27 protein-coding genes are annotated in these 21872 nt (G+C 35.0%); 23 read left to right on the top strand and 4 right to left on the bottom strand.

The genetic code is table 11. The features are described from left to right. Nucleotides 1-19: 19 nt before the first annotated feature. The 22 genes from BM239_RS00880 to BM239_RS00780 all read left to right on the top strand — a co-directional run bounded on the left by BM239_RS00880 (nucleotide 20) and on the right by BM239_RS00780 (nucleotide 15624). Nucleotides 20-217 (top strand): SHOCT domain-containing protein, encoded by a 198-nt coding sequence (locus BM239_RS00880; RefSeq protein ID WP_092205772.1) that lies wholly within the window; start codon nucleotides 20-22, stop codon nucleotides 215-217. 65 nt (nucleotides 218-282) lie between these two features. Next, complete coding sequence (locus BM239_RS00875) at nucleotides 283-858, top strand: hypothetical protein (protein WP_245758165.1); 576 nt, start codon at nucleotides 283-285, stop codon at nucleotides 856-858. 35 nt (nucleotides 859-893) lie between these two features. Then, the gene (locus BM239_RS00870; protein WP_092205770.1) at nucleotides 894-1082 is read left to right on the top strand and encodes an SHOCT domain-containing protein; all 189 of its coding nucleotides are present in this window, start codon (nucleotides 894-896) and stop codon (nucleotides 1080-1082) included. 6 nt (nucleotides 1083-1088) lie between these two features. Continuing rightward, the gene (locus tag BM239_RS00865) at nucleotides 1089-1475 is read left to right on the top strand and encodes a DUF302 domain-containing protein (protein WP_092205769.1); all 387 of its coding nucleotides are present in this window, start codon (nucleotides 1089-1091) and stop codon (nucleotides 1473-1475) included. A gap of 51 nt (nucleotides 1476-1526) precedes the next feature. After that, on the top strand, nucleotides 1527-2159 hold the full coding sequence (locus BM239_RS00860; protein WP_092205768.1) for a DUF3347 domain-containing protein: 633 nt from the start codon (nucleotides 1527-1529) through the stop codon (nucleotides 2157-2159). After that, on the top strand, nucleotides 2159-2611 hold the full coding sequence (locus BM239_RS00855) for a heme-binding domain-containing protein (RefSeq protein ID WP_092205767.1): 453 nt from the start codon (nucleotides 2159-2161) through the stop codon (nucleotides 2609-2611). The genes BM239_RS00860 and BM239_RS00855 overlap by 1 nt, the downstream gene beginning before the upstream one ends. Nucleotides 2612-2634: 23 nt before the next feature. Next, entirely contained in the window at nucleotides 2635-3135 is a 501-nt protein-coding gene (locus BM239_RS00850) for a DUF3347 domain-containing protein (RefSeq protein ID WP_092205766.1), read from the top strand. A gap of 394 nt (nucleotides 3136-3529) precedes the next feature. Continuing rightward, entirely contained in the window at nucleotides 3530-3664 is a 135-nt protein-coding gene (locus BM239_RS15550) for a hypothetical protein (protein ID WP_262484321.1), read from the top strand. A gap of 14 nt (nucleotides 3665-3678) precedes the next feature. Beyond that, entirely contained in the window at nucleotides 3679-4236 is a 558-nt protein-coding gene (locus BM239_RS00845; RefSeq protein ID WP_092205765.1) for an ion channel, read from the top strand. A 44-nt stretch (nucleotides 4237-4280) separates the two neighbouring features. Then, nucleotides 4281-5507, top strand: a complete 1227-nt coding sequence (locus tag BM239_RS00840) for a permease (protein ID WP_092205764.1) — start codon at nucleotides 4281-4283, stop codon at nucleotides 5505-5507. A 12-nt stretch (nucleotides 5508-5519) separates the two neighbouring features. Then, nucleotides 5520-6230: a PepSY domain-containing protein gene (locus BM239_RS00835; protein WP_092205763.1), complete on the top strand. Its 711-nt coding sequence runs from the start codon at nucleotides 5520-5522 to the stop codon at nucleotides 6228-6230. Between the two features lie 22 nt (nucleotides 6231-6252). Then, nucleotides 6253-6735 carry a DUF305 domain-containing protein gene (locus BM239_RS00830; protein ID WP_092205762.1) on the top strand — a complete coding sequence of 161 codons (483 nt, stop codon included), beginning with the start codon at nucleotides 6253-6255 and terminating at the stop codon, nucleotides 6733-6735. An 11-nt stretch (nucleotides 6736-6746) separates the two neighbouring features. Then, complete coding sequence (locus BM239_RS00825; protein WP_092205761.1) at nucleotides 6747-8549, top strand: efflux RND transporter periplasmic adaptor subunit; 1803 nt, start codon at nucleotides 6747-6749, stop codon at nucleotides 8547-8549. A gap of 262 nt (nucleotides 8550-8811) precedes the next feature. Further along, nucleotides 8812-9378: a helix-turn-helix domain-containing protein gene (locus tag BM239_RS00820; protein WP_092205760.1), complete on the top strand. Its 567-nt coding sequence runs from the start codon at nucleotides 8812-8814 to the stop codon at nucleotides 9376-9378. Nucleotides 9379-9461: 83 nt separating this feature from the next. Next, on the top strand, nucleotides 9462-10076 hold the full coding sequence (locus BM239_RS00815) for a class I SAM-dependent methyltransferase (protein WP_092205759.1): 615 nt from the start codon (nucleotides 9462-9464) through the stop codon (nucleotides 10074-10076). Between the two features lie 140 nt (nucleotides 10077-10216). After that, complete coding sequence (locus BM239_RS00810; protein ID WP_092205758.1) at nucleotides 10217-10591, top strand: ArsR/SmtB family transcription factor; 375 nt, start codon at nucleotides 10217-10219, stop codon at nucleotides 10589-10591. Next, nucleotides 10588-11208, top strand: a complete 621-nt coding sequence (gene merTP, locus BM239_RS00805; protein ID WP_092205757.1) for a mercuric transport protein MerTP — start codon at nucleotides 10588-10590, stop codon at nucleotides 11206-11208. Before BM239_RS00810 ends, merTP begins: the two co-directional genes overlap by 4 nt. Then, nucleotides 11208-11414 (top strand): GDCCVxC domain-containing (seleno)protein, encoded by a 207-nt coding sequence (locus BM239_RS00800; protein ID WP_092205756.1) that lies wholly within the window; start codon nucleotides 11208-11210, stop codon nucleotides 11412-11414. The genes merTP and BM239_RS00800 overlap by 1 nt, the downstream gene beginning before the upstream one ends. Nucleotides 11415-11426: 12 nt before the next feature. Further along, nucleotides 11427-12221: a cation efflux transmembrane domain-containing protein gene (locus BM239_RS00795; RefSeq protein WP_092205755.1), complete on the top strand. Its 795-nt coding sequence runs from the start codon at nucleotides 11427-11429 to the stop codon at nucleotides 12219-12221. Nucleotides 12222-12340: 119 nt separating this feature from the next. After that, the gene (locus BM239_RS00790) at nucleotides 12341-14599 is read left to right on the top strand and encodes a heavy metal translocating P-type ATPase (RefSeq protein WP_092205754.1); all 2259 of its coding nucleotides are present in this window, start codon (nucleotides 12341-12343) and stop codon (nucleotides 14597-14599) included. A gap of 23 nt (nucleotides 14600-14622) precedes the next feature. After that, nucleotides 14623-14835 (top strand): heavy-metal-associated domain-containing protein, encoded by a 213-nt coding sequence (locus BM239_RS00785; RefSeq protein ID WP_092205753.1) that lies wholly within the window; start codon nucleotides 14623-14625, stop codon nucleotides 14833-14835. 15 nt (nucleotides 14836-14850) lie between these two features. Then, nucleotides 14851-15624: a M90 family metallopeptidase gene (locus BM239_RS00780; protein WP_092205752.1), complete on the top strand. Its 774-nt coding sequence runs from the start codon at nucleotides 14851-14853 to the stop codon at nucleotides 15622-15624. A gap of 116 nt (nucleotides 15625-15740) precedes the next feature. On the opposite strand, the gene BM239_RS00775 is transcribed toward BM239_RS00780, so the two are convergent. From BM239_RS00775 to BM239_RS00765, 3 genes are read right to left on the bottom strand one after another with little or no spacing between them, the layout of a single operon-like run. Beyond that, nucleotides 15741-16520: a hypothetical protein gene (locus tag BM239_RS00775; RefSeq protein ID WP_092205751.1), complete on the bottom strand. Its 780-nt coding sequence runs from the start codon at nucleotides 16518-16520 to the stop codon at nucleotides 15741-15743. Between the two features lie 3 nt (nucleotides 16521-16523). Continuing rightward, nucleotides 16524-17468, bottom strand: a complete 945-nt coding sequence (locus tag BM239_RS00770; protein WP_245758164.1) for a hypothetical protein — start codon at nucleotides 17466-17468, stop codon at nucleotides 16524-16526. A gap of 55 nt (nucleotides 17469-17523) precedes the next feature. Then, nucleotides 17524-18738 carry a site-specific integrase gene (locus BM239_RS00765; protein ID WP_092205749.1) on the bottom strand — a complete coding sequence of 405 codons (1215 nt, stop codon included), beginning with the start codon at nucleotides 18736-18738 and terminating at the stop codon, nucleotides 17524-17526. Nucleotides 18739-19136: 398 nt separating this feature from the next. On the opposite strand from BM239_RS00765, the gene BM239_RS00760 reads away from it, so the two are divergent. Next, nucleotides 19137-20120, top strand: a complete 984-nt coding sequence (locus BM239_RS00760) for a DNA topoisomerase IB (protein ID WP_092205748.1) — start codon at nucleotides 19137-19139, stop codon at nucleotides 20118-20120. Between the two features lie 45 nt (nucleotides 20121-20165). Here BM239_RS00760 and BM239_RS00755 read toward each other — a convergent pair whose 3' ends face one another. Beyond that, on the bottom strand, nucleotides 20166-21758 hold the full coding sequence (locus BM239_RS00755) for a Kelch repeat-containing protein (RefSeq protein WP_092205747.1): 1593 nt from the start codon (nucleotides 21756-21758) through the stop codon (nucleotides 20166-20168). Nucleotides 21759-21872 lie beyond the last annotated feature (114 nt).

The raw sequence follows: 21872 nt of genomic DNA, 5'->3' as shown, positions 1-21872 counted from the left end.
CATTTAAAAATATAAAACTATGGACTATAAATGGGATTTTATAATCGTTTTCGGAGTAATATTTCTAGGCATTCTCATCTATGCAGGAGGAAAAAAAATAAAGCGTTCTAAAAGTTCAAAGGCTATGGACATATTGAATGAGAGATACGCAAAAGGGGAAATATCCAAGGAAGAATATGAAGAAATAAAACAAAAAATCAACTCAAAAATCGAATGATTAACAATAATTAATCACAATCAGAGAACAAATAACTGAATTATTAACAATAAAAAATATCAAGTATGAAAACAATTGTAAAAACAGTATTGATTATCGTAACAATTGGCACATTGGTCAGTTGCAAATCAGCTTTCAATGCCAGCGAAACATTACAGGTTGAAGAAAATAGAGATGCCATTTATCAAGAAATCATTTCAGATCCTATTCAGTTTACCAATTTCATCAGTAAGGCACAAAAAAATGAAGAAGCCAAAAAGATGTTGATGAAAGCACATATGCAAATGATGGAATCTGGAAATATGAAAATGATAATGGATAAAAACCCCGAAATGAAAGAAAAAATGCAGTCGCATATGCAAAAGATGATGGAGGAGAATCCTGAAATGAAAGAAAAAATGCAGGCCAAAATGCTAGACAAAATGATGGGTAGTGAGAAGGGCCGTAAAATGTTGATGAATAAAATGCACAACAATGAAGAAATGAAAAAAGCAATGAAAGAACGGATGAAGAAAATGATGGACGAAAACCCTGAAATGATGAAGGAAATGATGCAAAAAATGATGAACGACCCAAAGATGAAGGAAAAGATGGAAAAAATGAAGGGCAAGAAGAAGAACGCCCAAGGCCATAAGCACTAAAAAGAACTGAATATGAACAATAAAAATTTTCAACTATGATGATGTGGTGGTGGATATTGATACCGATTGTACTGGTATTGGGCATATTTCTATACAATGGAAAAAACAGACAATATACCGTAAAGAAAGAAAATCCTCTGGATATTCTTAACAACCGATTCGCCAAAGGCGAAATATCCAAAGAAGAATACGAAGAACAAAAACGAATGTTGGACAAAAAATAAAAGCTAATGAACTACTATTTTAATAAAACGGTCAACGGAACTTTTGAAGATGTTATTGATAAAGTTACCCAAGGATTGAAAGACGAAGGTTTTGGCATACTCACAGAAATTGACGTCAAAGAGACCTTAAAAAACAAACTGGATGTAAACTTCAAAAAGTATAGAATTCTAGGGGCTTGTAACCCGCCCTTTGCTCATAAAGCTTTGCAGGCAGAAGACAAAATCGGAACAATGTTGCCCTGCAATGTCATAGTGCAGGAAATTGAAGCAGGCATCATTGAAGTAGCAGCCGTAAACCCAATGGCATCGATGCAGGCTGTGGAGAATAAAAATTTGAATGAGATTGCCAATGAAATAACTGCAATGCTAGAAAACGTAATCGAAAAACTATAAAATACATTTCAAAAAGTAATACAAATAAACACAAACATAAATTAAAACAAAATGAGCAAATTAAAATCAACATTAGGTATAGTTGCAATAGCATTTATAACCTTAACAGCAATGTCTTGCAAAGACAACAAAAATGAACAAAATGATACAAATGGGAACCATTCTGAAATGAGTTCCGATGAAGACCATTCAAAAATGAATCACGATAATAGTGATGGCCACCAAGATGGAGATAAGAAGGAAATGGCAATGAGTGGCGATGGTAATTCACAAGGTGTATTAAAGGACTACTTTAATCTTAAAAATGCGTTGGTTGCAGATGACAACGCTAAAGCAAAAACACTTGGTGCAACTCTGGCAACAACTTTAGCGAATTTTGATGTTTCATCAAATTTTTCCGACACTCAAAAAGCCGAATTAAAAGATATTATAGAAGATGCCGTAGAACACGCAGAACATATCTCGGAAAGTGCTATAGATCATCAGCGAGAGCATTTTAAAATATTGAGCAAGGACGTAACTGATATGGTTGCAATCACAGGAACTGAAAATACGCTTTACCAACAGTTTTGCCCTATGTACGATGGTGGTAGTGCTTGGTTGAGTATGAGCAAGGACATTAAGAATCCCTATTACGGAAGTCAAATGTTGAATTGCGGAAAGGTGCAAAAAGAGATTAACTAATGAGGATTGTAAAAATCATAGCAATAATACTATTGGTGGCGTTTGTGGGAATTCAATTTATTCCCACAACACGAAATCAAAGTGATACTGTGCCGTTAACGGATTTTATGTTGGTCAATAATGTGCCAAAAACGATTCAAAAAAAGTTACAGGTATCCTGCTATGATTGCCACAGTAATAACACGCAATATCCTTGGTATAATAAAATTCAACCCGTTGCTTGGTTTTTGGAAGACCATATCAAAGAAGGAAAGGCCGAACTTAATTTTAGCGAATGGGATTCACTTTCTAGTCGAAGAAAATCGAGTAAACTTCGGTCAATTATAAAACAGATAGAAAGCGGAGAAATGCCTTTATATTCGTACACTTTAATTCATAGAGATGCAACATTTTCAGAATTAGAAGCCAAAGAAATGATCAATTGGATCACACAATTAAAAGATAGTTTATAAACAATAATTAAATATATAGAAAAATGAAAAATTTAAAAATGAGTATAGCAGCAATGCTATTGTTAGTCGTTTCTTTTGCAAATGCACAAAGTAGTGACGTAAAAGCAGAGGCGATTTTAAGTGATTACTTCAATTTAAAAGATGCCTTAGTAGGAGATGACACTAAAAAAGCAGCACATTCAGGTACTAAACTGGTAGCCTCTCTTAAAGCATTTGATATGAGTGGTTATACAAAAGAACAGCAAGAAGAACTGGCCGATATCATAGAAGATGCTACTGAACACGCTGAACATATTTCTGAAAGTGCCATAGACCACCAACGCGAGCATTTTAAAACGTTGAGCAAAGATATTACAGATTTGGTGGCTATTACAGGAACAAAAAGCACATTGTACCAACAATTTTGCCCTATGTATGATAAGGGTAGTGCTTGGTTAAGTACAAGTAAGGAGATTAGAAACCCGTATTACGGGAGTAGAATGCTTAAATGTGGAAAAGTTCAAAAAACTATTCAAAATAGATAATTCTTTGTAAAAAAATCTTCTCGATGTTCTGGTTATTAGTTAACAGAAGGTTGTAAGATGATAAAGATATCTGAATAGTGAAGTCCTGTCGTGGGAAGGAAATTAGGTTTAATAGTTAGTGAAATCCTTCCCGTGTACAGGCACAATAAATTTTGAAAAAGAAAAGTTGATTTGGTTAATAGCAGCCTGAATAAGGGAGAGAGATTAAACCCCTAAATATAACGTCTCTCTTCCTATGTCAGGTAATTAAAAACTTATGATGAAGAGAAATTTAGTGAAGAATGCTTGATTTTGAGGGGTAAATATTTTGGTTGGTTGATTAAAATTTACCTCTCACTTTCAAGTATTATTTATAGGCTTTTGTAAGTAACAATAGGGAAAAAAATAGATAGTAATGAAAGAATGTTGCAAAGATGGTTGTCACCAAACAACAGAAAAATCTGTTGTTAAAAAATGGCTCAATTATATAGTATATACAATCCTAATCTTAATAGTTGGTGGTGCATTGGCGCTTCAGTTATTTAGCTAAGAAAGTAAGTTAAAATGGCTAAAGAAAACACAATAGAAAAATCTAAAAGAACAGGCTTTTACAAGCAACTGTTTAAAAAAGTATTGCTTACTGCAAGTATTGTGATTGCTCTATCGTTAAGTTATATACTATGGGCAGGTGTAGATTCCAACAGCCTGTTTCTACCTTTCTTAATTGTTGGTCTAGCATTGGTTAAAACAGTATTTATCGTTAGGCTCACTTTTATACAATTAAGTAAAATAATAGGCGAAAGTCATCAACTAACCCACGTTCTTACCTTATTTGCAGTCTTGATTATTTTGATTGTCTTATCGTTTTCAGCAGATTATCAGGCATTATATCTTTTGAATTCAGAAAATTTTAAATTCGCTACGTTGTCCAGTAGCTCATTTTTCCTACAATTTTTTGAATTTCTATATTTCAGTTTAATCACTTTTTCATCGGTTGGCTTTGGAGATATTGTCCCGTTATCTATTTCAGGCAAACTATTGGTAATGATGGAAGTTTTCTTGAGCTTTTTGGTATTAGTATTTGGTATTGCAAACATTAATAGAATTCACGTCAACACATAAGTGGCTAAAATAATGAAAGTACTAAAATTAACAATTATCAAAATATGAATGACTTTTTAAAACATTGGGGAGAAGCTGCCTACACTACCACCGGATTTTTCTGGATGGCACTTTGGGCATTCGTTTTAGGTTATATCATTAGTAGTATGATACAAATTTTTGTAACCGAAAAGAGAATGCAGAAAACTATGGGAGAAAATGAAGGCAAGAGTATGCTCTTGGGCACTTTTTTTGGCTTTATAAGCAGCTCTTGTAGTTTTTCGGCTTTGGCTGGCACAAAATCAATTTTCAAAAAAGGGGCAAGCTTTGTATCCTCTATAGCTTTCTTGCTTGCATCCACCAATTTGGTTATCGAATTGGGAATCATCATTTCCATATTTCTTGGCTGGCAGTTTGTAGTTGGCGAATACGTAGGCGGAATTCTTTTAATTCTTATTTCGTGGATTCTCATTCGCCTTATCAATCCTAAAAAGCTTATCGAAAAAGCTCGGAAAAACTTGGAAAACGAGGATGATGATGGGATGGACGATTCCAAGGATTGGAAAAAGCAAATCAAGAAAGAAGACAATTGGGCGCGCGTTGCCAAAAAATATAAGATGGAATGGCAAATGGTATGGAAAGATGTAACTGTAGGCTTTACCATAGCAGGTATTGTTGCAGTCTTTGTTCCTGATGCTTTTTTTCAGACCTTATTTATCAATAGTGGACAAGGCAATACAGATTTTACTTTTCTTGAAATTTTGGAACACATTATTGTTGGTCCAATAGCTGCTTTTCTAACCTTTATCGGTTCTATGGGAAACATTCCTTTAGCAGCACTTTTGTTTGGGAAAGGGGTGAGTTTTGCAGGGGTTATGGCATTTATCTTTAGTGATTTGGTTGTTTTTCCTGTATTGCGCATCAATGCAAAATATTATGGTTGGAAGATGTCTCTCTTCATTCTGTTCCTGTTGTTTACCGCATTGGTCGGCACATCCTTGGTGTTGCATTATACGTTTGACCTGTTTAGTATGTTACCAGACCCTTCACAGGTTAAAATTCAAGATAGTGACTATTTTAAAATTGACTATACGTTCTTTTTGAATATGGCTTTTTTAGCAATTACGGGCTACTTAATTTATTTAGGGTTCTTTAAAAAGAAGGACATCGAAAGTAAGATGAGCGAGATGGCACCTAAAAGCCCATTGCTTGAAAAGGTTTTAAAATATGTTGCCTATATCTGTTACGTATGGTTGGCTGGTGGAATCATTGTCAAATTCTTTGTGAATTAAATTATAGAAAGTATGGTCAACAGAAAGACAGCAAAATGGATTCGAAAAGCGCACCGATACTTGGGTATATTCCTAGGCATTCAATTCTTGATGTGGACTGTCAGCGGAATGTATTTTAGCTGGACGGATATTGATGAAATACACGGCGACCAGTTTAAAAAGGAAACACCAAAACAGACGGCTTTTTTCAATTTATTGGGAACAGCAAAATTAAACAGTGAGAAACCTATTCAAACTTTGGAATTATTGGAAATAGCCAATGAGCCGTACTATTGGATTAACGAAGCTAATTTATTTAGTGCTAAAACGGGTAATGTAAAAAAAGGTATTACTAAAGCTGAAGCAAAAGAGGTAGCCAACAGATATATGCTGCCCGATTTCGAAATAAGTAGTATAAAACGAATTGAGAAGGTAGATGAGCATCACGAATACCGTGGCCGTCCATTGCCAGCTTATGAGATTTCATATAAAACCCCACAAAACCTGAAGGCTTATGTCGCCATAGAAAATGGTGCATTTCAGACCGTTCGTCATAGAAACTGGCGCTGGTTCGATTTTTTGTGGATGACCCACACTATGGACTATCAAGGCAGGGACAACTTTAATACCATAATCCTGCGGGCGTTTTCATTGTTAGGGTTAATTACAGTATTAAGTGGGTTCTTACTTTGGTACATATCATCGCCCACAATTAGAAAATTGATTAAAAAGAAACGCAAATAAGTAACACTAAAACCAACATAAAATGGAAAATTCAAATCAAAATTCAAAGAAAAACAACTACACAAAATTTGTAGGTATGCTCGTGGCATCCTTCATAGCAATGTACGTTACAATGTACTTAAACTCTTATGAAATTGACCACGTCTATTTTAGTCTTACCCGATTTTATATGAGCTGTTTGGGTATTGCCGCTATGGCCATTATTATGTTTGTGGCAATGCGTAATATGTACCAAAACAAAAAGAAGAATATAGCAATTGTTCTTGGAAGTATTGTCCTATTTGGTGGTGCGTTAGGCCTTGTGAGGGCACAGGCCCCAATTATTGGCGATGTGCTTTATATGAAGGCTATGATTCCGCATCACTCTATCGCCATTTTAACCAGTAAGCGAGCGGATATACAAGACCCGGAAGTGAAGAAATTAGCAGATGATATAATTAAAGCACAAGAAAAGGAAATTGCAGAAATGAAAGCAATGATTAAACGATTAGAAAATAACAAATAAAAACAAAAACAATGAAAAAAAACATCATTTATATAGGTATTGCCTTGATTGTTGGCCTTCTAGGCGGCTTTCTGCTGTTCGGTGGAGATTCTACTGATAAGGCAACTAATAGTGCTAAAGACAATCACGAACATTCAGAAGAAATTGCTACTAATCAAATGTGGACCTGTTCTATGCACCCACAGATTATGCAACCAGAACCTGGCGACTGCCCAATATGTGGAATGGATTTAATTCCAGCTGAATCGGGTGCCGATGGCCTCAATGCCAATGAAATCAAAATGACCGATAACGCAATGGCCCTAGCCAATATTCAAACGTCACTTGTGGGACAAGGACAAATGGGAAATAATTCCCTAAAGTTATCTGGAAAGATAAAAGCAAATGAAGAGTCAAATGCCGTACAGGTCACATATTTTGGAGGAAGAATTGAAAAATTATACGTTAATTCTACTGGAGAACGTGTGGGCGCAGGACAACGCTTGGCAACTATTTATTCTCCAGAATTAGTTGCGGCACAGCAAGAACTGCTTACCGCTTCATCCTTAAAAGAATCGCAACCAGAATTATATAAAGCTGTTAGAAACAAGCTTAAACTTTGGAAACTTTCAGAAAAGCAAATCAACGCCATAGAAAACTCTGGGAAAGTACAAGAAAACTTTCCTGTGTACGCAACCGTATCAGGAACGGTAACACAGAAAATGGTAGAGGAAGGAGATTATTTAAAACAAGGACAACCCTTGTACAAAATTGCCAATCTCAATACAGTATGGGCAGAATTTGATGCTTACGAAAACCAAATTGCGTCCTTAAAAGAAGGACAAACCATTAAAGTAACCACCAATGCCTATAGAAATGAAGTGTTTGACGCCACGGTCTCGTTTATTGACCCCTTATTAAACTCTGCTACAAGAACGGTGGTCGTGAGAGCAGTTCTACAAAATAAAAAAGACCTTTTTAAGCCGGGAATGTTTGTGGAAGGGATAATCGAGGGTGCTCAAACGAGCACAGAGAACACCGTTTCCATACCGTCAACGGCTGTTATGTGGACGGGCGAACGTTCTGTGGTCTATGTCAAAACAGACCCTGATAAAGCTGTTTTTGAGATGAAAGAAGTTTTATTGGGCAATGCCACTGGCGATAGTTATACCGTTCTTGAAGGTTTAAAAAATGGAGATGAAGTGGTAACTAACGGCACGTTTACAGTAGATGCCGCGGCACAGCTTCAGGGTAAAAAATCAATGATGAATCAAGAAGGAGGTAAAACTATGACGGGACACGAAGGGCATTTGGGAATGCAAGAAGATAGTTCTGGAGAAAATATGGATGTAACCGATCATTCTCAAATGAAGGAAAGAATTAAGGTTTCAAACAAATTTCAGATTCAGTTAGAACAGGTTTTTGATGATTACATTCTTTTGAAGGACGCATTAGTAAACACTGATACCAAGGGTGCTCAACAAGCAGGAGAACAAATCAACCAGTCCTTGAAAAAAGTAGATATGAAATTATTATCTGATGAAAAGGCACATAACCATTGGATGACCATTCAAAAGGAACTAAAGTCATCAGCAGATGCTATTGAGAACAGTTCAGACATAGCAGCACAAAGAGGGCATTTCAAGCATCTTTCGGCACATATGATAAGTGGTGTACAGCTTTTTGGGGTCAATCAAAATGTATATATCCAGTTTTGCCCAATGGCCGATAACAATAAAGGTGCCTATTGGATAAGTTTGGAAGAAGAAGTGCGAAATCCATATTATGGAGAGGCTATGTTAACCTGTGGAGAGGTAAAAGCAACTTTAAAATAAAACGAATTACGGATTAATCAAGTAATCTTCATAAGGCCAAAAAATAATCTTGGTTTTATAATGGCGAACGATAATGAGTGAAAGAAGAAGAAATAGACGAAAAAATGAAAGGAAGAAGCATCAACCTAAAAGTAATATCTCAAAAAAAGATAAAATTATAGCTTTTGTTGTGATAGTATTGGTTTTTGTAATTGCTGCGATAGCTGCTGTTTACTATTCACTAAACAAATCTGGGTTAACCTTGTTTTAAAACAAGTATTATATGAGTGAGATTATCTATATTAAAAATATGGTCTGCCCAAGATGTATCTCGGCAGTATCCAATATTTTAAAACAACTTGAAATATCCTATGCTTCTATTAAATTGGGAGAGGTTAAATTATTGTCAACATTAAATACAAACACCAAAAAAGAGCTTTCCGAAGCCCTTCAAAATTCAGGTTTCAATTTGATTGACGACCGTAAAAGTCAACTTATCGAACAGATGAAAACATTGGTTGTAAATAAAATTCATATCTCATCCAGCGAACTGAACATTAAATGGGCAGATTATGTAAGCGACAACATACATCTTGATTATAAATATTTAAGCTCACTGTTTTCATCGGTTGAAAGTATCACCTTTGAGCAATACATTATCAACCAAAAAATTGAACATATAAAAGAACTTTTAGTTTACGACGAATTAACTTTGAGTGAAATAGCCTTTAAAATGAATTACAGTAGTGTGGCCTATTTGAGTAACCAATTTAAAAAAGTTACAGGAATGACACCTTCACAGTTTAAAAAGGCAATTGATAAAAACCGTAAATTTTTGGATGAGATTTAAAGTGTTTTCTCTGCTATTAATTGGGATAATTTAAAATCAAAATTATATATCAATATATTTAAAAGCCGAATAAAGGCATCAAAATGAAAATAGACAGAAAGAAACATTGGGAATCAGTTTACGAAACTAAAAATCCAGACCAAGTAAGTTGGACACAAGAAACACCAAAAACTTCGCTGGAGTTTATTCATTCATTTGGGCTAAATAAAAATGCAAAAATCATCGATGTTGGAGGCGGAGACAGTAAACTTGTTGACCATTTACTTGAAGAAGGATTTAATAGCATTACTGTACTAGACACATCAGAAAGAGCAATTGCTAAAGCAAAAAACAGGCTTGGAAAGAAAGCAAACAAAGTTAATTGGATTGTAAGCGACATTACCGAATTTAAACCTGATTCGTCTTTTGATGTTTGGCACGATAGGGCAACTTTTCATTTTCTTACTACGGACCAACAGATTAAAAATTATATTAAAACAGCGACAAAATGTGTAAGCGGTTATTTAATAATAGGAACCTTTTCTTCAATCGGACCAAAAAAATGTAGCGGACTTGACATAAAGCAATACGACGAAGATGAATTAACTATGGAATTTAAAAATGGATTTGATAAAATACAGTGTGTAACGGAAGACCACTTAACACCATTCAACACCACACAAAATTTCTTGTTCTGTAGTTTTAAAAGACAATTGTAACGTTATAAGCCAGCAACATATTTGGTTTTCGTCAATAGTAATCCCCTTTAATAACATTAAAGAGCTAAAATCTTCCTAACAATTTAAAGTTTATTTATTTTAGTATTTGCTTAAATAAGAAATAATAGTAGCTTTGCATTATGGAAAATAATTCTTGCATAAGACAAAAAGCTGATATTGAACAAATGAACCGTTGCAAAGACACAGTTTCGGAATTAAACGACTCGTTCGACTATTTAGCGAACGGACTTTCATTGGTTGGAAATAGTGTTCGACTAAAAATTCTTTACCTACTCTTTGAGGAAAAAAGGCTTTGCGTTTGTGATTTAAGCGATATTCTCGGAATGAATATTTCCGCTATTTCTCAACATTTAAGGAAAATGAAAGACCGAAATCTATTGGAAACAGAAAGAGAAGCTCAAACAATTTTTTACTCACTTACTGCTGAATACGAAAAATTACTAAATCCGTTTTTTGATATACTTGAGAAAAACAAAATAATTGAGACGGTGTGAAAAGTGAAAACAAATTAATTGGTACAAGTTTGTTAACTGCAATTGCAGCTTCATTATGCTGTATGACACCAGTTTTGGCTTTAATCGCAGGAACAAGTGGAATTGCTTCAACATTTTCTTGGATTGAGCCTTTTAGACCTTATTTAATCGGACTAACAATTTTAGTTCTTGGTTTTGCTTGGTATCAAAAACTAAAACCGCAAAAAGAAATTGACTGCGAATGTGAGACGGACGACCTGCCTGCCGGCAAGGCAGGAAAAACAAAATTTATTCAATCAAAAACCTTTTTAGGAATTGTAACCGCATTTGCGATTGTGATGTTGGCTTTCCCATACTATTCAGGAATTTTTTACCCAAACACAGAAAAGCAAATAATTGTAGTTGACAAATCAAACATTAAAACAACTGAATTTAAAATCAGCGGAATGACTTGTGCGAGTTGCGAAGAACACGTAAATCACGAAGTAAATAAACTTAACGGAATTGTAATCTCAAAAGCATCCTACGAAAATGGAAATGCAATCATTGAATTTGACAAAACCGAAACCAATGTAACAGAAATTGAAAAAGCAATTAACTCAACTGGGTATAAAGTAACCGATAAAAAAGAAAACTAATGGAACTCATATTAAAATCAGAAATTACCTGTCCAAACTGCGGATATAAAAAAGAAGAAGATATGCCAACAAATGCTTGTCAATTCTTTTACGAGTGTGAGAACTGCAAAACGGTTCTGAAACCAAATGAAGGAGATTGTTGTGTTTATTGCTCTTATGGAACTGTTGCTTGTCCATCAATTCAAGAGAATAAAAGTTGTTGTTAATAAACAATTATTATGCAAAAAACAACATTTGAAATTACCAAAATGGATTGTCCTTCAGAGGAAAATCTAATCCGAATGAAATTAGACGGAATTTCAAGTATTGCGAATTTGAATTTTGATATTCCCAATCGAAAATTGACTGTTTTTCATTTTGGAGAAATAGACCAAATTGAAAAGTCTTTATACGAACTGAATTTGGGTGGAAAAAAAATATCGACAGAAAAAACCGAGCAAACCGATTTCGAAGAACATACAAATCAAAGGAAATTGCTTTGGACGGTTCTTGCAATCAACTTTGCTTTTTTCATTATTGAAATGACAACGGGCTTGATTTCAAAATCAATGGGACTTGTTGCGGACAGTTTGGATATGTTAGCAGACAGTTTTGTTTATGGAATTAGTCTTTTTGCAGTTGGCGGAACTTTAATCAAAAAGAAAAGAATAGCTAAAATTGCTGGATATTTTCAAATATTACTAGCCACGATTGGATTTCTGGAAGTTTTAAGGAGATTTTTTAATGAGGAAAAACTACCAGATTTTTCAACAATGATTATCGTTTCAATTTTTGCACTTATCGCCAATGGAATTTGTTTATACCTCCTTCAAAAATCAAAAAGCAAAGACGAAGCGCATATGAAAGCAAGTATGATTTTCACCTCAAATGATGTAATAATCAATACAGGTGTAATAACTGCAGGACTTTTAGTTTACTGGTTAAATTCCAATAAACCAGATTTGATTATTGGAACAATTGTCTTTGTTATAGTCATTAAAGGTGCTTTAAGAATATTAAAGTTGAGCAATTAACGACATAAAGTGTCGTTAGTTTCCGTAATCAGCAAATTCTACAAATCATTCAGCAAATAACATAATACATTAAAGTCTTTTAATCCTGAAATTTGCAGAGTACAAATTAGAATAGGACTATGGATACAATTAACATATTTGAAACCAAAGAAAAGACCCATAAACAAGGAATAAAAGAATCATTCCCGGTTACAGGAATGACCTGCGCATCGTGTGCAGCAAGCGTTGAATCTGTATTAAAGCATACGGAAGGCGTTTTTGATGCAAGCGTAAATTTTGCCAATAGCTCTGTTCTTGTAGAGTACGACAAAGAGTTGAGTCCTAATCAACTTCAAAATGCACTTCGCGAAGTGGGCTATGACATTATCATTGATGCGGAGAATCCTTCGGAAGTACAACAAGAACTACAGCAAAAGCACTATCAAGACATAAAAAATCGCACTATTTGGTCAGCCATTCTTACGCTTCCAATTTTTGTATTAGGAATGTTTTTTATGCAATGGGAACCAGGTAAGTGGATTTCTTTACTATTGGCTTTCCCTATTCTATTTTGGTTTGGTCGTAGCTTTTTTATCAATGCTTTCAAGCAAGCCAAACACGGTAAGGCGAATATGGATACCTTGGTGGCCTTGAGTACCGGAATTGCATTTTTGTTTAGTGTTTTCAACACCTTTTTTCCTGAATTTTGGTTGAGTCGTGGTATCGAGCCTCACGTCTATTATGAGGCGGCTACTGTCATTATAACCTTTATTTCCTTGGGGAAACTCTTGGAAGAAAAGGCAAAATCCAATACCTCTTCAGCCATTAAAAAGCTGATGGGTTTACAACCCAAAACGCTAAAGATTATTGAGAATGGGGAAGAAAAGGAGATTCCTATTTCGACTGTGCAAGTAGGTCAAACTATTTTGGTAAAACCTGGAGATAAAATTCCTGTAGATGGGTTGGTGTCTAAAGGAAGCTCTTATGTAGATGAAAGTATGATTACGGGAGAACCAGTTCCAGTAGAAAAATCAGATGGTGGAAAAGTATTTGCGGGTACGGTAAACCAAAAAGGTAGTTTCCAATTTATTGCTGAAAAAGTAGGTGGAGAAACCTTGCTTTCCCAAATCATTAAAATGGTTCAGGAAGCCCAAGGAAGTAAAGCACCTGTACAGAAACTAGTTGATAAAATCGCAGGAATATTTGTTCCGATTGTATTAGGGATTTCTGTTATTACCTTTATTATTTGGATGTCGGCTGGAGGGGATAATGCATTTTCACAAGCCTTGTTGACATCTGTAGCAGTATTGGTTATAGCCTGTCCTTGTGCGTTAGGTTTGGCAACACCTACTGCCATTATGGTGGGTATTGGTAAAGGTGCAGAAAACAATATTCTTATAAAAGATGCCGAGAGTTTAGAACTCGGTCATAAAGTGAATGCGGTCATTCTCGACAAAACAGGCACAATTACAGAAGGGAAACCGTTAGTAACTGATATACTTTGGAAGGATAAACTTGAAAATCAAAATCAATACAAACAAATTCTTTTGGCAATAGAAGCACAATCAGAACATCCTTTGGCTGAAGCGGTAGTCAACCACTTAAAAAATGAAAATATTGAAAAAGTGGATATTGCTTCGTTTGAAAGTATTACAGGGATGGGTGTGAAAGCTCAAGCAAAAAATGGGTCGAAATACTATGTGGGGAATCATAAACTAATGTTTGAGAAAAATATTCAAATTGACGCTTCCTTAATGCAAACAGCAGAAAGCCTCGAAGAGCAAGCGAAAACAGTCATTTTCTATGGAAATGATGAACAAGTGCTGGCGATACTCGCTATTGCAGACAAGATTAAGCAAACTTCAAAAAAGGCCATAGCAACGCTTCAAGAACGAGGCATTGATGTCTATATGCTTACAGGAGATAATAATAAAACTGCATCTGCTGTCGCAAAACAAGTAGGAATAACAAATTACCAAGGCGAAGTGATGCCTTCAGAGAAAGCAGCTTTTGTGGAAAAACTGCAAGCTGATGGTAAGATAGTAGCTATGGTTGGTGATGGCATCAATGATTCCCACGCTTTGGCACAAGCCAATGTAAGTATCGCAATGGGTAAAGGTTCGGACATAGCAATGGACGTTGCGAAAATGACATTGATAACGTCTGATTTGCAATCTATTCCAAAAGCGTTGGAACTATCAAAAAGAACCGTATTGGGCATACGTCAGAATCTATTTTGGGCATTCATTTATAATCTCATTGGTATTCCAATTGCAGCAGGCGTTTTGTATCCCGTAAATGGATTCTTATTGGACCCAATGATAGCAGGAATGGCAATGGCATTCAGTAGCGTATCTGTAGTTCTAAATAGCTTAAGGCTTAAACGAATAAAACTTTAATATTAATTATAAATTCAAATACAATGAAAACTTTAAAATTTAAAACAAATATCAATTGTGGCGGTTGTGTGTCAAAAGTTACCCCTTTTTTAAACAAGCAAGAAGGTGTAGAAAGCTGGGAAGTGGATACGAACAATCCCGATAAGATACTAACCGTAGAAACCGATAGTGCGACGGAAGAAGAAGTGAAGGTTACTTTGCAAAAAGTAGGGTTCAAAGCGGAATCCATAGATTAATACTTCTGAATAAGGATGGTTTATGTAATTCTCTTAGGTGTCGTCATTTTTTTTGCCATTCATTTTTACAGAAAAGCAAGGCGACGAAAGGTTAAACCTTTTCCAGAACATTGGCACGGGTTGTTATTAGAAAATGTGCTCTATTATCGCAATCTTTCAGAAGAAAATCAAAAGGTTTTTCAACAGCGAATGATGCAATTTTTGAGCGAAGTCTATATTGACGGAGTGAAATTGGAATTGGAAGAGCTCGATAAAATTCTAATTGCTGCGAGTGCGGTAATACCCGTGTTTGGCTTTAAAGAATGGCATTACACCAATTTAAGCGGAATACTTTTATATCCTGACAATTTTAATGAGGATATGCAATTTGGCAGTAGGGATAAATCTCGCAATATTGGTGGGATTGTAGGGAACGGACGATTTGAAAAGCAAATGATTTTGTCCAAGAAAGCGTTATACCACGGTTTCAATAATAAAAGTGATAAAAACAATACTGGCATCCACGAATTTGTACACCTAATAGATAAGCTCGATGATAGAACGGATGGGGTACCAGAACGATTATTGCAGCACCAATATGCGATACCGTGGTTAAACCTAATCCATAAAGAAATGGAAGCGATTAACGATAACCATTCCGATATTCGTAAATATGGCGGTACAAACCAAGCGGAATTTTTTGCGGTTGCGTCAGAGTATTTTTTTGAGCGTCCAGACTTGTTAAAAAAGAAACATCCGGAACTTTATGGGATGTTGGTGGAATGTTTTAGGCAAGAACCGAGCACTTGATAAAATGAATAGACAAACTATAGAGACTTCAGTTTACAATCTCGTGTAATGTGCTCAAACGTTAGTTTACTATGATGTCGGCATATCCCGCAAGTTCCTATACGTTTCAAATTATCTTATGAATCCAGTTTTTTGATTTTATCAGTTAGTTCTTCAGGTTGTAAAACTGGTATTGCTTCACGCTCTACACGCAATCCTAATCCTTTGGTCTGATTTATATGGTTCGTAGTAAATTGATTAATGTGGACGTAAATAATTCCAATATCATCACTCATTCGGGTTTGCCAGTCAAAACCATACAATTCTTTTAGCCATTTTGAAGTAGTAGTTCTGAATATAACATTGGGGTTTTTGTAATGCCGACCATCATCCAATAGTATGATTAGCAGATAAACCCTGTTGAATCCAATTTTGGTATATCCATTTGCCTGAATAGTTCCCTTTTTTTGAACGCTTGTAATCTTGTTTATCTTTGGTGGTTGATTTTCAAGCGATTCGGTTTTTACTATTTTACATTCTATTCCAACCGCATTTTGTTCCTTTCCTTGCTCATACAGAAGAATGTCAATATCCCCAGGCATTTTGTTTGGGATTGTGATAGGTTCTTTAACGCCACAATGGTATTTCACCGAATTTGATGATGGAAATACATTGCTAAATAACATCCTTTTGAAATCTCGATTTCCCATAAGCCAATTAACAGCTTGGTCTTCACTATCAAAAGTTCTGGTAACACTTACATCTGGCTTGGGATTGTTTACGAAAAATGAAATGGTCGAAGAACCATCAAGAGGTTGTCTGTCCGAAAACACATATTCTGTTACCTCATATTCCAGTGGTGGTTCTTTTCGGAAAAATTGAACTATTCTATTTTTAATGTCTGCCCATATTCCCATACGTTAAAATGGAAATATTTGGTCAGTAAATTGTTTAAATATGTCGCTGGCCAAAGTTTTGTCAAAGGCTTTGGCTGCGACCAAATCGCCAAGTTTTGATTTTAATAACTGACCAAACGATTTTTTGCTTAGATGCGGAATGTCATTGCGCAACTCATCAAACTCATCGAAGATGATTTGTTGACCATATCCTGATTTTTTAATCTCGGATAATATCTCTTTCAAAAGTTCTTTTAATTCTTCATCAGAATCACTAATTTTTGAGTAGTCGGGTACCTGTGCTTTTCTGGCTTGTTCAATGGCATACTTTCCCTCAAGTTTTAGTTTGGCATTTACCTCACGACCATTCATAGTCTCAATAAGGCCTCGTTCTTCAAGCATTCTACCATAGTCCCAATCTTCACTACGCCCACTCAACTTTAGGCCGTTACCTTCAAGAATCCACTTAATAGAGTAGTATTTCCCATCATTATACAGTTCATATAGTTTAGAAAGTATAAGGTCAAGAATGCCTTCGGTATCAAGGTTTTTACGCTCTTCTAAATCAATGTCATCAGCTCGCACAATAGCATCTGAAATGGATAATATTTTTAAATAGTAATCAAGCCCATTAATTTCATCTTTGATGGTTTGAATAGTGTTTTTGACTCTTTGGTCGACACCTAATTTCATTCCGAAATTATACTCTTGTTGAGCCTTAAACTCGTATGCAAAATTGGTGTGTTCAGGGTCAAAAGAAGCCTTTACATAACTGATTACATCGTTTTCCCACGATTGTTTTTCCTCTTTCAACTCATTTAATAAATCCTCAGTTCTTGCTGCTTTATATTTTTCAAGAAGCGCATTTCCTTTGGACTGAAAACTTTCAAGACTGCTTTTAAATTCAGTCCATTTAACCTTTAACACCATAAACATAAAATTATGCTGGCAAAGGTAAGGGAATGGCAATTGAATATGTTGAAATATGACTTTAAAATATTTTCAGATGGCTGCTAATAATAGTTCAAAAATTTACCACACTATCCAAAGCATCATCTGCTTCTTTGTGAATAAAATTAGCTTGATAGTTCAATGTGGTTTTTAAATCGCTATGACGATACAATTTTTGCAGCATTAAGGGATGGATGGTATCACCAGCGATATTACCAAAAGTATGCCTTGCAATGTGCATAGTAACCTTCTTATCTATTTTTGCCTTTTTCGCAATGGATTTTAGGTTGTCATTGAATTTTTTGGTGGCTGTCTTTCTTTTGTTATAGATGTCTTTTGCATCATCAAGATTCGCTTTTTTTAATTCTGGGAAGACAAAATCCGTTGCATATCTCTTATCATCTCTGTAATAATCCAAAATCTTTAAAACTTTAACGGGAATTTTCAAGGATAGTAACTTTGAGTTTTTGTTCATTCTATAATGCAATCTGCCGTCATATATGTCTGACCACTTTATCCATAGCACATCAGTAACTCGCATTCCTGCAAAATTGAAGCTGAAAAGCCAAACGTTTCTTGTGTGCATTTCGGCTAACGTTAAATTATCAAGAGCCTCTATAGCTCTTACTTCAATAATATTCAACCCAATTTTATTTGTTTCCGGAAATTTAATTTTAATCTTATCACCACCAAAAGGGTACAATTCCCTACTAACAATTTTAAGCTTTATTGCCCTATTGAACAATAAGCGGATAAATACCAGTATATTCATTATTGACGTTTCGGCTAGAGAATGTTCAACTTTTAGATATATCATCAATTTCTTGAGGAAACGCTCGTCGATTTCCTGAAAAGAAAGTTGTTTGGATTTATTGAATTTTAAGATATAACTTACCAAAGCACTATCTGTGGATAGGCGGTTTAATTTTTCAGCAGCTTTCAATTCATCGAGATGCTCTTGGGCAAGTTCAAAAAAGGTAGAAGTATTACCCAATGCGTATAGCTCTTTTTTGATTTGGTTTGCAGAAGCATCTTTGTGTTCTGATTGCAAATCAATAAGTGCTTTATTGGCATCAGAAAGTTCTTGTGACAACAACTTGTTTAAACTGTCCGCGTTTGGATTTGATTTTTTTACTCGAATGTTTTTTTCGTCCCAATCCTCTAAGTCGATATAATGACCGACATATTGATATGTTGAGCGACGATTTTTTGTGATACGAATAGCTAGTGGATATAGACCTTTACTGTTCGGTTTTTTGCGTAGTACTATTTTTGCATTTGATGACATAATTGACCTGTTTTGAGTACGAAAGTCAAATCAGGTACAACATAGGTACAACATTCCATTTTGAATGTATTCCTTTACCTAGGAACACCATAAAGATACGAAATTATTGTTCTTTTCAGGTACAACATAGGTACAACAAATGTTGAAATCAATTGATATTAGATGATATTAAAGAAAATGCAGAAACATATAATCAATTGAAAATGAATGACTTTGATGTAATTTGGTGCAATATACGCTAGACTTAGGATCTAGTGCCGCAAGGTGTGGGAGTTCGAGTCTCCCCGCCCGCACAACGACTCGAAAAGCTTCTGTGAAAACGGAAGCTTTTTTTTTGAGTTAAAAATTCATGCATTCGAATTCTATTTTTTTTCTAATTTAGTGATTCAAAAAAAAAGATGTATTGGAGAAAAAAGCATGGAAAAGGGTTTCGGTATGTTAATAAATCCAATGAAACCGTTAAAGATCAGCGTTTAAAAGAATGGTTTAAATCTCTTGTTATTCCACCTGCTTGGACAGATGTGGAAATAAATAACAACAAGGGAGCTAAAATTTTAGTTACTGGTCGTGATGATAAAAATAGGAAGCAATATATCTACAATCCTAAATTCATAGAAAAGCGAAATCAAGAAAAGTTTGATAGAATAATTATTTTTGCTGACCAGCTAGAACACATGCGTCGCGTTACGGGTCAGCATCTTAGAAAACGTTCTTTAACGCGTGAGAAAGTTTTGGCGTGTATGGTTCGGTTATTAGAAACAGCCTATTTTAGGCCAGGTAGTGATTATTACACGAAAGAGAATGAAACTTATGGTTTAACAACTATGAGAAGTAAGCACTTAACCATTGATGGTGGTGAGTTGATTTTTAATTATATTGGTAAGTCCGGTAAAGAGCAAGAACGGCATATTGTAGACGCCAAATTAGCAAAAATTGTTAAAGAAATTGACGAATTGCCTGGTTATGAAATTTTTAAATTTATAGACGAAAAAGGCCAGAAGCAGGATGTCAATAGCGAACATTTAAACGACTATATAAAAGAAGTCATGGGAGAAGATTTTTCGGCTAAAGATTTTCGTACATGGTCAGGTACTGTAATTGCTGCCATGGCATTAGATGAAATTGGTGCACCCGAAAAAAAGGACCAAAAAGAGCTTGATAAAAATATTAAAGATGCCGTAATAAAAGTTAGTGAACGTTTGGGTAATACCCCATCTGTAGCCAGAAGCTCCTATATTGACCCACGTGTTATTGATGAATATAATAACGGTAAAACAATTAATTTTTTTAAAAAAGAAGTGAACCGATTAATTAAAAAGAATGAAAACCTTTCTCGAGAGGAATTAGGTGTATTATGTATGCTAAAAAAGAAACTTGGATAATTCTTACAAAATTAATCAACTTATATATTTGTTAATGAACAAGTCTTATTCTTTAAGTAATTTACCTGTAAATTGCTCTTGATTTGTGTTGAGAGCTTTTATAATATAGAGCCCATCCGAAAGTTCTAAAACGTTAAAATAATGAGTGTCCCCAAAATCTCCAGAAAAATCTTTTATGAGCTTACCTGTTAAATCATAAATCTGTAATTTAGAAACCGACTGATTAATGGAAAACGAGTTTTTTGTAGGTGATGGATACACAATGATTTTTTGGTTCATCTCTTGTAATGAGCTTACGGATAATGTTGGGTTTAAGGTTCCTTCTAGAGCAATTGTTAATGTGTTAGTGTTGTTGTAAGTAACTGTTACTATGCCCAAGCTAGTATCTTGCGTCGTATTGTTAAGAATTGCTTGAATAGTAATATTGGAGTTAACATCAATTAACCGATTAGTGTAGGTGTTAGCTAATGTATAGTCAGTTCCGGATATGGAAATATCATCTATATACGTTCCTGTGGTTCCGCCAGTATTGCTTAATTGAATGTTTATAGTTACAGTACCAAAATCAGGTCCATACTCAAAAAATTTGGTAGTTTCATCAGCTGTAAATGTGCTATTAATATTTGGTGCTCCTGTTGCATTATCTGGTCCTAGATATTCCATGTTTCGGATAACAATACCTCCTGAAGAGCCTCCTGCAACATACATAGTATTCCCAGAAACTATGGGTTGAAAACCATGTCTTGGATAATTTAAACTACTTTGAGTTGTCCATGAATTTGTTGTTGGGTTCAATGATTCAACAATGGATACTTGACCATTGTTGGGTCTGTTAAATGTGGTCTCGCCGCCTAGCGTATAAATTTCGTTATTAAAGACAGTAACACCCAGACCTGCTCTTGGATTAGGTAGGTTATTACTGGTATTTAAAGTGGACCATTGCGCGGTTGTAAAATCATACACATCTACTTCAGGAACTTGGGGCTCAAATAAGCCTCCTGGACCACCTGTTAATCGCCCTCCAATAGCGTATAATTTATCACCATAAACAGCTGCTTGAAAATGATCTCTAGGTCTTGGTGCATTGTTTAATGAAGTCCAGTTTCCTGTATTTGGGTTATATTCGTCAAAATATGATACATAGCCACCACTATGTCCGTTATTATTTCCACCTATAAGATAAAACTTATTGTTATAAACAGCTAATCCTGCAGACCCACGTTTTCGTGACTCGGGAATTTCCATTCCTTGAATCCATTGTACTGTAGCAGGATTATACATGTAAATATAATCTGCATTTTGTTCCGGGTTTGGTGAATTTGTTTTGAAGGCTCCAATTACCCAAATTAAACCTTGGTATTGGATGGCTTGAAAATGATTGAATTCTTCTGGAGCCACTCCGCCTTGCTCCCAAGTATTATTGGCATAATCATAAACGTCTAACCTTTGTGATGATTCACGACCGCCAAACATGATAAACTTATCACCAATTTGAACAAAGCCACACTCATGCCTTGCTACATAGTTTTCGCTTTCATTTTTTTCCGTCCAGTTTTGGGAAAAACTAGTAAGGTTTAAAAAAAAACTTATACATAATAGTAAAATAGGACATGCACGATATGATGATGAAACTAGCATTATTCAAATTTCGATTTAATAATTAAAATGAGTGTCTCAAGATATTGATTTTGAATGTAAAGCGTTCTGAATTGAATAATAAATCGTTAAACGCTCAAATTTCATCGTTTATTT

The organism is Algorimicrobium echini, from assembly GCF_900115185.1.
GTDB lineage: Bacteria > Bacteroidota > Bacteroidia > Flavobacteriales > Flavobacteriaceae > Algorimicrobium > Algorimicrobium echini.
Note: the sequence above shows the minus strand (reverse complement) of the source record. Positions and strands in the feature narration are given on the sequence as shown.